Raw genomic sequence first — 12,133 nt, 5'->3', positions numbered from 1 at the left:
ATTGCGCGAGCGAAGTCGCATCACAACGCGGCGCTCGTTCAGAGGCCGAGCTTCGCCTTCAGGATGTCGTTGACCGCCTGCGGATTGGCCTTGCTGCCCGACGCCTTCATCACCTGACCGACGAACCAGCCGATCGCTTTCGGGTTCGTCTTGGCGTCGGCGACCTTATCCGGGTTTGCCGCGACGATCTCCGCCACCACTTTCTCGATCTCTGCCGTGTCGGTGACCTGCTTCATGCCGCGCGCTTCGACAATGGCGCGGGGGTCGCCGCCCTCGGTCCAGACGATCTCGAACAGATCCTTGGCGATCTTGCCCGAAATCGTCCTCTCCGCGATCAGATCGAGGATCGTACCGAGCTGGACAGCCGATACCGGCGCGGCGGAAATGTCCTTGCCTTCTTTGTTCAGCCGGCCGGTGAGTTCGTTGATCACCCAGTTGGCGGCGGTCTTGGGGTCGCGCCCTTGCGCCACCGCCTCGAAATAGTCCGCTGTCTCCTTTTCCGCGATCAGGACGCCGGCATCGTAGGCGGACAGGCCGAAGGCGGAGATGAAGCGCTGCTTCTTGTCGTCCGGCAATTCCGCAAGCGTTTCTTTTAGCGCCGCGACATAGGCATCGTCGAATTCGAGCGGCAGCAGGTCGGGATCGGGAAAATAGCGATAGTCGTGCGCCTCCTCCTTGGAACGCATCGACCGGGTCTCGCCCTTGCCGGGGTCGAACAGCCGCGTCTCCTGCTCGATCGCCCCGCCGTCCTCGATGATCTCGATCTGGCGGCGCGCCTCGTATTCGATCGCCTGGCCGATGAAGCGGATCGAGTTGACGTTCTTAATCTCGCAGCGCGTGCCGTAGGGTTCGCCCGGCCGGCGGACCGACACGTTGACGTCGGCGCGCAGGTTGCCCTTCTCCATGTCGCCGTCGCAGGTACCAAGGTATCGGAGGATGGAACGCAGCTTCGTCACATAAGCCTTGGCCTGCTCGGACGAGCGGATGTCAGGCTTGGAGACGATCTCCATCAATGCAACGCCGGACCGGTTGAGATCAACCAGCGACAATGTCGGGTGCTGGTCGTGAATGCTTTTCCCGGCATCCTGTTCGAGATGGACGCGCTCGATGCCGACATCGATGCTGCTGCCGTCCGGCAGGTCGACCGATACGACGCCCTCGCCCACGATCGGCGACTGGTACTGGCTAATCTGGTAGCCCTGGGGCAGATCGGGATAGAAATAGTTCTTCCGGTCGAACACCGATCTGTTGTTGATCTTCGCTTTCAGTCCGAGGCCGGTGCGGATCGCCTGCCGCACGCATTCCTCGTTGATGACCGGCAGCATGCCCGGCATCGCCGCATCGACCAGAGACACATGTGAATTCGGCTCGCCGCCGAACGCCGTCGAGGCGCCCGAGAACAGCTTCGACTCCGAGGTGACCTGGGCATGGACTTCCATGCCGATCACGACCTCCCAGTCGCCGGTCGCGCCACGGATCAGGTTGCCGGTCTTTGCGGGTGTAGCCATCACCACCACGCCTCGACCGGGAAATGCCCGGCCGCCTGCTCGATCACTTCGCCAAGCGAGAACAATGTCTCCTCGTCGAACGGCCGGCCGATCAGCTGAAGGCCGAGCGGCAGTCCTTCCGCCGACAATCCGGCCGGCACCGCAATGCCGGGCAGTCCCGCCATGTTCACCGTCACCGTGAACACGTCATTGAGGTACATCTCGATCGGATCGGCCCCGCCCTTTTCGCCGATACCGAAAGCCGCCGACGGCGTCGCGGGCGTGAGGATCGCATCCACCCCTGCGGCGAATACGTCCTCGAAATCCTTCTTGATGAGGGTTCGCACCTTCTGCGCGCGCAGGTAATAGGCATCGTAATAACCGGCCGACAGCACATAGGTGCCGATCATCACCCGGCGACGCACTTCGGCACCGAAGCCCGCCGCGCGCGTCGCCTCATACATGCCGGTGACGTCGCGGCCATTCTCGCGCAGGCCGTAGCGGACGCCATCGTAGCGCGCCAGATTGGACGAAGCTTCCGCCGGCGCCACGATGTAATAGGCCGGCAGCGCATACTTTGTATGCGGGAGCGAAACATCGACCGTCTCGGCGCCGGCATTCTTGAGCCATTCAGCACCCTGCTCCCACAGTTTTTCGATTTCCGGCGGCATGCCATCGATCCGATATTCCCTCGGAATCCCGATCCGCATGCCCTTTACCGACTTGCCGACCGCGGCCTCGTAGTCCGGCACCGCGATGTCGGCGCTGGTCGTATCCTTCGGATCATGGCCCGCCATGGAGCGCAGGAGGATTGCATTGTCGCGCACCGTGCGGGTGAACGGACCAGCCTGGTCGAGCGAGGATGCGAAGGCGACGATGCCCCAGCGCGAGCAGCGCCCGTAGGTCGGCTTGATACCAACGATCCCGGTAAAGGCCGCGGGCTGGCGTATCGAGCCGCCGGTATCGGTGCCGGTTGCGCCGAGGCAAAGCCGTGCGGCAACGGCGGCCGCAGACCCACCCGATGAGCCGCCCGGCACCAACGGCGTATTCGAACCCTTGCGCCGCCACGGTGACACGACGGGTCCAAGCGCCGAGGTTTCGTTCGACGAGCCCATCGCGAATTCGTCGTTATTGGTCTTGCCGAGCATCACCGCGCCGTCACGCCAGAGCTGCGCGGTGACGGTCGATTCGTAGGTCGGCACGAAATTACCAAGGATTTTCGAGCATGCCGTCGTGCGGACATCCTTGGTGCAGAACAGATCCTTCACCCCAAGGGGAATGCCTTCCAGCGGGCCGACATCGCCGGATGCAATGCGGGCATCGGATGCCTTGGCCTGCGCCCGCGCATGATCCGGCGTCTCCAGCACATAGGCATTGAGCGCGCGCGCCTTCTCGACCGCGGCAACATGCGCTTCGGTCAGTTCGGATGCGCTGAATTGTTTCTGTTTGAGGCCGTCACGCGCCGCGGCGATCGTGAGGCTGAGAAGGTCGCTCATGTAACAAAGCTCATGCGTCGGGACTGTCACAGGCAAAGGCCTGCGCCGTTGTCTCCGGCGTCTTTGCCTGCCGCGGTGTGGGCGCCGGCGGCTTCTGACGGACCACCTTGGTGCCGTCCGGCTCCTCCACCACCTCGATCTCGCCGGGCAGAGGCAGCCCCATCGCGCGCAGGTCGTCCTCGCTATGGCCCTCCGGCATCTCGCCCCTGGCGATCTGCTGGATCAGTTGCCAGCGGTAATACATGTCGGCTTCTTCGCAGGCGAGGCACATGAACCGGCAATCCTCACTCGACCACCTTGGGAACGGCAAAATAGGAGCCCTCGGTCAGCGGCGCATTGCGCAGGATGTCGTCGACGATGCCGCCGTCGGTCACCTTGTCTTGCCGCTTCTTCATTGCCATTGGCGTCACCGAGGTCATCGGCTCGACGCCAGCGACATCGACTTCGCCGAGTTGCTCGACAAAGGTGAGGATCGCGTTGAGTTCGCCGCGCAGATGCTCCACCTCCTCGTCCGCGACTGCGATACGCGAAAGGTGGGCAATCCGGCGAACCGTCGCCGCGTCGACCGACATCGTCTGCTCCGAAGGATGATCCGGGCCAAGCTATAGCAGAGCCGCGTTTGCGCCCGCAACAAAGCCGGTTCCGGCAGATTTCGGCCAAGGATCGGCCAAGTATCTATCGGGAAGGAACGGCCATGTCGCGGCTTTCGTCAGCGTGACGCCGCGAGCGCCGCAAGCTTGTCCGCAAGATCGACGAAGTCGGCGGCGGCTACGTCGACCGGAACGGCCGGCTGCGTTTCGCCGCCGGGTGGGCCGCATTCCTGCGGCCGCGCCACATGCGCGGTGCGAAGCCCACATCGTGCCGCGGCCGCAAGGTCGTAACTATGCGCGGCGACCATCATGCAGGCGCCCGGTTCAAGATCGAGCGCCGCGCAGGCCGCTTCATAGACCCGCGGCTTCGGCTTGTAGTCGCCCGCGATCTCCGCCCCGAGAATGGCGTCCCAGGTGATGCCGTTGTGGCGCGAGAGCCGCGCCATCAGGCCGATATTGGCGTTGGAAACCGGCGCCAGCAAAAACCGTTCGCGCAGCCGGGCAAGACCGTCGCGCCCGTCCGGCCAAAGATCGAGCCGGTGCCAGGCGCGATTGAGCGCATCGCAGACCTCTTCGCCGAGATCCGACAATCCAAAGCGCGGCCTGATCCGGTCGAGGTTACGCCGGTGCAGATCGTCGAGCTTGCTGAAGGGAATGCATCCGGCCCGTACCTCCTCCATGGCCGGCTGATATTCGGCCCGCCAGGCGTCGGCGAACGCCAGCCAGTCGCGTTGCACACCGAGCGGCGCGAGCAGCCGCTCGGCTTCCCGGGCGATGCCGCCGCGCCAGTCCACGACGGTGCCGAAAACGTCAAAAAACAGCGCCTTGATGTGCATTCGGTCGGTTCCGGTCTGACGACTGCCTCATAACACCCGTTGCCGTCGCGAGATGGGCCAGGATTTGCGGACGGGGGATAGACGACGGAGAGTCAATTTTACATCTCCAGTCTGTTGCATCCGCAAAATTTTGGATGCTAGACTTTCTCTACCGGAAATTTCGTCCCTCGGAATCCGCAACGTGCACGGAGCGGTGTCATGGTGGCGACGCTGAACCATTCCAGCGCCAAGGAAACCCTCAAATTTCTGGAGAAGAAGGCCAGCGCCGGCGTCTGGAGCCTGGACTTCACGACTCAGCAGATGGCCTGGTCGGACGGGTTTTATGAATTGCTCGGCCTGGCCCCCGGCTCGATCGAACCGTCCTACGAGACCATCGTACAGATGATGCACCCGGACGATCGCCGGTCGTCCGGTGAATTCGATCGGATTGTGAATGAAGGTCTCCCGCTCGATCGCGAATTGCGGATCATTCAGCCGAACGGAAAGCTTCGCTGGCTCTCCAATCGCAGCGAGGTTCACCTCGACAAGAGCGGCAAGCCGGTCCGCGTCCTCGGCGTTCTGCTCGATGTAACCTCGCAGCGCGAAGCCGCCCTCGCCCGCGACGCCGCGGAGTCGCGTTTCAGGGCGCTTGTCAGCGCAACCAACGCCTTTGTCTGGACCGCGGACGCGGAGGGCAAAATCCTCGACATCCGCAACTGGCGCGAACTGCGCGGCGAGAATCCGGCAGCCATTCTCGGCTCCCGGTGGATCGATCTGGTCCACCCGGAGGATCGCGCCGGAACAGTCAAATCGTGGTCCGACGCGCTCGCCACCAAGAGCAATTATCAATGCGAACATCGTGTCCTGCAGCCCGACGGCAGCTACCGCTGGATGCTGTCGCGCGCAGCGCCGATCCTGCTGGAAAACGGCGCCGTGCGCGAATGGGTCGGGATCTCCGCGGACATTCAGGATCGCAAGGTCTGGCCGGCCGCGGACGCAAGCCGCGAAACGGTGATGACCGGCAGCCAGCTTCGCGCGGCGCGCGGCGTGCTCAATTGGTCGGTCCGGGAATTGTCACAGGCAGCCGGCGTCTCGAGTTCGACCATCCGCCGTCTGGAGGAAATGGACGGCCCCCCACCCGGGCGAGAACAGGCACTGGCGCCGCTTCAGGCGGCGCTCGAGGCGGCTGGGGTGGAGTTCCTGTTCCCGCCGACCGGAAAACCCGGCGTCAGGCCCCGATAAGTCATTGTCATTATTATTCTTTATTGTTTTCTGCTGTCTGCAGACCGGTAACGGATACGCTTCAGCGCTTACCTATGCAAATTGCGAGCATTGAAAAAGAAGGGATTTCGAACGGATTCGGCATAATCCGTCCTGAATCTGCCTCAAGATTTAATCAAATATGACCCAACTCATGCAAATTCGTCATGGCTGCGTCGCAACATAAAACCTGTTGCACCGCACCATTCCACATTATTTTGGTGATCAGAATCGGTTGCGGTTCTTCTGATCTTTCAAAGGGATGACAGCCAATGTTCCTCGCCCATTTCTTCCGCTTCCTGCGCCAGTGGCGGGCCTATGGCGACAGCCTGCAGGAGCTGTCGCGCCTCGGTGACCGTGAGCTTGCCGATATCGGCATCAGCCGCTCGGATATCCCCCGGATCGCTTGGGAAAACGCCGAGCGCGCCGCCTGACGGTAATCCGTTCGGCCGGCCGCTCGTGAAAAAGCCAACGCCCAGCCCGCAAGGCTGGGCGTTGGCTTTTGGGCGGCAGCAAAGCCGCGCGTAAATTATTGCCGAGGCGCGCCGCTTCCCCTAGGGAGGCGGCATGTCGCGTCCAAACCCGGTCCATGTCATTGGCGGCGGCCTCGCCGGTTGCGAAGCCGCCTTTCAACTCGCCACGCATGGCGTGCCTGTGGTCCTGCACGAAATGCGGCCCGTCCGCCGGACCGCAGCCCACCAGACCGGCGCGCTGGCCGAACTGGTCTGTTCCAATTCCTTCCGCTCTGACGACAGCGATACCAGCGCCATCGGGCTTCTGCACGAGGAGATGCGCCGGCTCGGATCGCTGATCATGCGCGCGGCCGACCGAAACCAGGTACCGGCGGGCGGTGCACTCGCGGTCGACCGCGATGGATTTTCCGCAGCGGTCACCGAGGCCATCGAGACCCATCCGCTGATCGCCATCGACCGCACCGAAGTGGCCGGCTTGCCGCCGCAGAACTGGGACAGTGTGATTGTCGCGACCGGTCCGCTGACCTCGCCCGCGCTTGCCGACGCGATCCGAAAGGTCACCGGCGAGCGTTCGCTCGCCTTTTTCGATGCCATCGCCCCGATCGTGCACCGCGACTCCATCGACATGTCCGCCGCCTGGTTCCAGTCGCGCTACGACAAGACCGGCCCCGGCGGGTCGGGCGCGGACTACATCAATTGTCCGCTCGACCGGCTGCAATATGATCGTTTCATCGAGGCGCTGCTCGCCGCCGACAAGGTCTCATTCCATGAATGGGAAACCTCGACGCCCTATTTCGATGGCTGCCTGCCGATCGAGGTGATGGCCGAGCGCGGGCGCGAAACGCTGCGTCACGGTCCGATGAAGCCGTTCGGACTGACCAACCCGCATGCGCCCGGCCGCAAGCCCTATGCGGTGGTGCAACTGCGCCAGGACAACAAGCTCGGCACGCTGTTCAACATGGTCGGCTTTCAGACCAAGCTGAAGCATGGCGAGCAGGTGCGGCTGTTCCGCACCATCCCGGGCCTTGAACGCGCCGAGTTTGCCAGGCTCGGCGGTCTGCATCGCAACACCTATCTCAACTCGCCCGCCCTGCTTGACGGGCGGCTGCGGCTGCGCACTCTGCCGGCCCTGCGTTTTGCCGGACAGATCACCGGCTGCGAAGGGTATGTGGAATCCGCAGCCATCGGCCTTCTTGCCGGGCGCTTTGCCGCCGCGGAGCGCGTGGGTCTTGATCTTGCCGCGCCGCCCCCGACGACGGCGCACGGCGCCCTGCTCGCCCATATCACCGGGGGTCATATCGAAACCATCGATGCCGGTCCGCGCAGCTTCCAGCCGATGAACATCAATTTTGGCCTGTTCCCGCCGCTGGCGCAGGCCCCGACGCGCGCGCCTTCGGGAGAAAAGCTGCGCGGCTCCGCAAAAACACTCGCCAAAAAGCGTGCCCTGACCGCCCGCGCGCTATCCGACCTTGCGCAATGGGCCGGCGGGACCGTAACGGCTGCGGCATGACCGGTGCATACGACCCCGCGCAAGAGGCGTGACGCTCAAAATTCCTGACCGATGAACGATCACGACAACATCCCGTCCGAACTGGCCGGCCGCTTCCGCAGCCGGGTCGTGCTCAAGCAGGACGTGTTCTCGACCGTGGAGCGCGGCATCTTCGTCACGCCGAATGGCGACGTCGAAGCCGTACTGCGGCGGATCGATCTGGTCCCGTGGTGGAGCTACGGGATCGCCCGGCATTTCCTCAAGCGCGAGGCCCGCGCGCTGACGATCGCGGGTGCTGCCGGGATCGCACCGCCGCTGCTTTATCTCGGCAACAAGGCACTGGTGCGCGGCTGGATCGACGGCCTGCCGCTGCATATCGCCAAGCCCGAAGGCGACGACAATTTCTTCCGCTCCGCGCGCCGCGCCTTGCGCACCATCCACCGCGAGGGCCTGACCCATAACGATCTCGCCAAGGAGCAGAACTGGCTGCGCACGCCCACCGGCTACGCCTCGCTGACCGACTTCCAGCTCGCCACGCATTTCGGAAGGCGCGGCCCGCTGTTCCGGATGGCGGCCTACGAAGACCTGCGGCATATGCTCAAGCACAAGCGGCGCTACATGCCGGCGGCCCTCACCGCGACCGAGAAGCGCATTCTCGCGCGCAAGACCTGGCCAACCCGGATCTGGATGGCGACCGGCAAGAAGGTCTATTACTGGGTCACGCGCGGTTTGCTGAACTTCACCGACCGCGAAGGCTCGGGCCCACGCTTCGTCAACGATGCGCCGCGGCTGACGGCATGGCTCAAGCAATGTGAGGGCGTGCGCGACGCCGTCATCGTCGCCTTTCCGGACCGGCGGACCGGAACCGGGCTTTATGCCTTTGTCGAGGCCGACCGGCTGTCGGAGGCCGACCTGATGCGGGCACTGACCGAGGCGCCCGAGGCTGTCGCTGCCCCGGAGCGGCTGCAGGTCGTGGAGCGGCTGCCGCGATCCGGCCGCGGCGACATCCGGACCGACATCCTGCAGCTTGTCGCGATGAACCAGATCGACCTGATCGACCCCCTGCTCGCGAGCGAGACCGAGAAGGAAGTGGTCGCGCGCATCGTCGCCGGCCGGCAAAACCTGCGCGACCGGTTCGCATTCTGATCCCGCGTCATTGCGGGGCGACCTGAACAGCAGGCGAACCCGGAATGCGGTTGAATATTTGAATGTTGATGCGGGTTGGCGTCACAGGGGTGCCGCGGCGGGGCGGCCCGGAACGACGCAAGACCCGCTACACCCAGCCCGCCAGATTCTTCGACGCCCGCCACAAAATCCATTGCTTGCGCCATTGCGCACGCTCGCCGCGCCGTTCGACCCTCAGCACAAGCGGCAGGAACGCCGGCAGGACGGTTTGCGGCAATTGCGCAATCAGATCGCGCACCGCGGCGCGGTGACGCTCCGCGATCGCCGCCGGATCGAATGCCGGGTCTTTGGAACGCCGCGCTGCCGATGCCGCGACGCCTGCATGATGCGCGGCCAGTTTCACCGCCTCGTCCGGCACACCGCCAAGAATCTGCGCCGCCATCAAGAACACCGCGCCATCGGTCTGCGACGCCGCCAGTTCGAACTCGGCCTCGCTCCGTCCCGCTTCGGGATAAAGCGCGCGCCGCCGCGCATCGATCAGATCGAGTACGCGATCCGCTGCAAAGCGGTGCTTCTGCATATGGGTGCCGAACGCCGCGGCGACGGGATGCCCGGCAGCATCCCCGTTGCGTATGGCGTCATGCCACCATTGCAGCCTGATTTCGCCCGCTACCGGATCGCGCACGCGATGCGCCACCGCGGCGGTTTCGAGATCGAACGCATAGAGCGCAAACAGCGCGGGCCGGGACGCAGCCGGAGCGAACAAGGTGGCGAGGAAGCGATCTTTGTCGGCATCGCGCACCAGACGTTCGCAATAATCGGCCGGTTCGTTCATGGGTTTGTCGAACCGCGCCGGGCCCCCTCTTCAGTCGACGGCGATGAGCGCCGCGGAAACCCGGCGTCCCTCCTCGAGCAGGATGTTGAAGGTATTCGCCGCCTGGCCGGTGCGGCTGGTCTCTGCCGAAATACCATGCGCCGCGAACCGTTGCATCAGATCGGGCGGCAGCACCCAGCGCGCGCTTCCGGTGCCGATCAACACAAGTGAGATGGCATCGGCTTCGGCAAAGATCGGCGCAAGCGACTCAGCCGTGATCGCAGACGCATCGGTTACTGGCCAGGCCCAGATTCCGCTCGGCAGCAGCAGCAGAGAGCCGCGATGCGACATGCCGGCGAAGCGGAAGCCGCCCCGCCCATAGGATTCGATCGGCGCCGGACGCGGATAATGCGGGGGCTTGTCCGCCCGATCCAAGCTCAACCCTGGCTCAGCGCTTGGCTGCGGATTTGGCGCTCGACGTCGCGCCCGATTTCGCAGCCGGCGCGGCTGGCGCCTTTTTACCGGAAGCTCCCGCAGCCTCCGCCGCTGCCGCGGCCTTGGACACGGCTTCAGGCTCAAACGTGGTCTGCTCCGGCTCCTCGGAATCCTGCCGGCCGAGGCCCACCCCGAGGTAGATCAGGATCGGCGCGGCGATGAAGATTGACGTATAGGTTCCGACCAGCACCACGCCGAACAGCATGGTCGCGGTAAAGGCGTTGATCGCGTGCCCGCCGAAGAAGAACAGCGCCAGAAGCGCGAGCGTGACCGTGACATGGGTGATCACCGAGCGCGACAATGTCGAATTCACTGAGATATTGAGCAGGTCCGCGATCGACATCTTCTTGTAGCGGCGCAGCATCTCGCGGATGCGGTCGTAGATCACCACGGTGTCGTTCAAGGAATAACCGAGAATCGTCATCAGCGCGGCGATGCCGGTCAGATCGAAATCGATCTGCATCAGCGACAGAAAGCCGACCGTTAGGACGAGGTCATGGACGTTGGCGATCATCGCGCCGAGCGCGAATTGCCATTCAAAGCGGAACCACAGATAAATGAAAATGCCGCAGATCGCGAGCAAAAGCCCCAGCATGCCATAGGCCAAAAGCTCGGTCGAAACGCGGGGGCCGACCACCTCGATGCGGCGCACCTCGATGCCGTCGCCGAGCGCCGCCCTGACCTTCTGCGCCGCCTCCTGCTGCGCAGCCTCGCCGCCGGGCTGCTGCGGAATCCGGATCAGGACGTCAGTCGGCGAGCCGAATTCCTGAAGCTGGGCCTCGCCCAGATTGAGCTGCGCAACGTTGGCGCGCATGCGCGCCAGATCGGCGGGCCCGGCCTTCGATTGCACCTCCATCAGGGTGCCGCCGACGAAATCGACTCCGAGATTGAGGCCGTTAAAGAAGAACAGAAAGATCGCGGCGATCGACAGGACAGCCGAGATCGGGAAGCTGATGCGCCGGAAGCGCATGAAGTCGAATTTGGTATCGTCCGGAACGATACGGAGGAGAGGAATGCGCACGGGCTTTCTCGAAGTCAGATCGGGACGGTGCGCGGGCGGAACCAGCGCACCCAGAGGGCAACCATCAATCGCGTTAGGGTGAAGGCAGTGAAGACGGTGGTGATGATGCCGATGCCGAGGGTCACGGCAAAGCCGCGCACCGGACCGGTACCGATATAGAACAGCACCGCCGCCGCGATGAAGGTCGTGATATTGGAATCGAGGATGGTGGCGAGCGCGCGGGAGAACCCGGCGTCGAGAGCGTTCAGCGCGGAACGCCCTGCCCTGACTTCCTCGCGAATGCGCTCATAGATCAGCACGTTGGAATCGACCGCGATGCCGACCGTCAGCACGATGCCGGCGATGCCGGGCAGCGTCAGCGTGGCGTTGAGCAGCGACAGAATGCCGAAAATCATCGCAACGTTGATGACCACCGCAATATTGGCGAACAGCCCGAACAGCCCGTAGGTCGCAAACATGAAGATGATGACCGCGAGCGAGCCGATCCAGGCGGCGCGCACGCCGTTATCGATCGAGTCCTGACCGAGGCCCGGGCCGACGGTGCGCTCTTCTATGATCGTCAGCGGCGCCGGCAATGCACCGGCGCGCAGCAGGATCGCAAGATCGTTCGCCGACTGCACCGTGAAATTGCCGGAAATCTGGCCGGAGCCGCCGATGATCGGCTCGCGAATCACCGGCGCCGAGATCACCTCGTTGTCGAGGACGATGGCGAAAGGCCGCCCGACATTGGCCTGGGTGGCTTCGGCGAAGCGTCGTGCCCCGTTGTTGTTGAAGCGGAAATTGACGACCGGCTCGCTGGTGCGCTGGTCGAAGCCGGGCTGCGCATCGACCAGATCCTCGCCGGACACCACGACACGCCGCTCGATCACATAGGGCTGACTGTTCTCGGCGCGGCTGCCGCGCAGCAATTCGGATTCCGCCGGAAGCCTGCCGGCCTCGGCCTGCTCGGGTGTGGTGGTCATGTCGACCATGCGGAAGGTCAGCCTGGCGGTCTTGCCAAGGAGATCCTTCAGGCGCTGCGGATCCTGCAAGCCCGGAACCTGGACGAGGACACGGTCGACGCCCTGC

Annotated in this window: 13 protein-coding genes; 4 read left to right on the top strand and 9 right to left on the bottom strand. The window is 64.1% G+C overall.

All coding sequences use genetic code 11. The annotated features are described in order from the left end of the window. Positions 1–38 precede the first annotated feature (38 nt). The 5 genes from gatB to ACK41X_RS20070 form a co-directional block, all read right to left on the bottom strand. Positions 39–1,508 (bottom strand): Asp-tRNA(Asn)/Glu-tRNA(Gln) amidotransferase subunit GatB, encoded by a 1,470-nt coding sequence (gene gatB / locus ACK41X_RS20090; protein WP_409726922.1) that lies wholly within the window; start codon positions 1,506–1,508, stop codon positions 39–41. Continuing rightward, complete coding sequence (gene gatA / locus ACK41X_RS20085; RefSeq protein ID WP_409726920.1) at positions 1,508–2,983, bottom strand: Asp-tRNA(Asn)/Glu-tRNA(Gln) amidotransferase subunit GatA; 1,476 nt, start codon at positions 2,981–2,983, stop codon at positions 1,508–1,510. Before gatA ends, gatB begins: the two co-directional genes overlap by 1 nt. A 10-nt stretch (positions 2,984–2,993) precedes the next feature. Then, the gene (locus ACK41X_RS20080; protein WP_409726919.1) at positions 2,994–3,254 is read right to left on the bottom strand and encodes a hypothetical protein; all 261 of its coding nucleotides are present in this window, start codon (positions 3,252–3,254) and stop codon (positions 2,994–2,996) included. Positions 3,255–3,267: 13 nt separating this feature from the next. Next, a complete protein-coding gene (gene gatC, locus ACK41X_RS20075; protein ID WP_409726917.1) occupies positions 3,268–3,555 on the bottom strand; it encodes an Asp-tRNA(Asn)/Glu-tRNA(Gln) amidotransferase subunit GatC in 288 nt (95 codons plus the stop codon). 137 nt (positions 3,556–3,692) lie between these two features. After that, positions 3,693–4,409, bottom strand: a complete 717-nt coding sequence (locus ACK41X_RS20070; RefSeq protein ID WP_409726915.1) for a haloacid dehalogenase type II — start codon at positions 4,407–4,409, stop codon at positions 3,693–3,695. Positions 4,410–4,607: 198 nt separating this feature from the next. Between ACK41X_RS20070 and ACK41X_RS20065 the strand changes: the two genes are divergently transcribed. From ACK41X_RS20065 to ACK41X_RS20050, 4 genes are all read left to right on the top strand, one after another. After that, complete coding sequence (locus ACK41X_RS20065; RefSeq protein WP_409726913.1) at positions 4,608–5,630, top strand: PAS domain-containing protein; 1,023 nt, start codon at positions 4,608–4,610, stop codon at positions 5,628–5,630. Between the two features lie 290 nt (positions 5,631–5,920). After that, positions 5,921–6,082, top strand: a complete 162-nt coding sequence (locus ACK41X_RS20060; protein WP_409726911.1) for a DUF1127 domain-containing protein — start codon at positions 5,921–5,923, stop codon at positions 6,080–6,082. A 133-nt stretch (positions 6,083–6,215) separates the two neighbouring features. Next, on the top strand, positions 6,216–7,631 hold the full coding sequence (gene trmFO, locus ACK41X_RS20055; protein WP_409726909.1) for a methylenetetrahydrofolate--tRNA-(uracil(54)-C(5))-methyltransferase (FADH(2)-oxidizing) TrmFO: 1,416 nt from the start codon (positions 6,216–6,218) through the stop codon (positions 7,629–7,631). 51 nt (positions 7,632–7,682) lie between these two features. Beyond that, complete coding sequence (locus tag ACK41X_RS20050) at positions 7,683–8,756, top strand: AMP-binding enzyme (protein ID WP_409726907.1); 1,074 nt, start codon at positions 7,683–7,685, stop codon at positions 8,754–8,756. Between the two features lie 127 nt (positions 8,757–8,883). Here ACK41X_RS20050 and ACK41X_RS20045 read toward each other — a convergent pair whose 3' ends face one another. From ACK41X_RS20045 to secD, 4 genes are all read right to left on the bottom strand, one after another. Further along, complete coding sequence (locus ACK41X_RS20045; RefSeq protein WP_409726905.1) at positions 8,884–9,570, bottom strand: phytoene/squalene synthase family protein; 687 nt, start codon at positions 9,568–9,570, stop codon at positions 8,884–8,886. A 30-nt stretch (positions 9,571–9,600) separates the two neighbouring features. Continuing rightward, positions 9,601–9,984, bottom strand: a complete 384-nt coding sequence (locus tag ACK41X_RS20040) for an Mth938-like domain-containing protein (protein WP_409726926.1) — start codon at positions 9,982–9,984, stop codon at positions 9,601–9,603. 13 nt (positions 9,985–9,997) lie between these two features. Continuing rightward, complete coding sequence (secF, locus tag ACK41X_RS20035; protein WP_409726924.1) at positions 9,998–11,014, bottom strand: protein translocase subunit SecF; 1,017 nt, start codon at positions 11,012–11,014, stop codon at positions 9,998–10,000. 65 nt (positions 11,015–11,079) lie between these two features. Then, positions 11,080–12,133, bottom strand: a 1,054-nt coding sequence (secD, locus tag ACK41X_RS20030; protein ID WP_409726903.1) for a protein translocase subunit SecD, incomplete at its 5' end; no start/stop codon positions are given.

This window comes from Pseudorhodoplanes sp. (assembly GCF_046289595.1).
In the GTDB taxonomy this organism is placed as follows: Bacteria; Pseudomonadota; Alphaproteobacteria; order Rhizobiales; family Xanthobacteraceae; genus Pseudorhodoplanes.
Note: the sequence above shows the minus strand (reverse complement) of the source record. Positions and strands in the feature narration are given on the sequence as shown.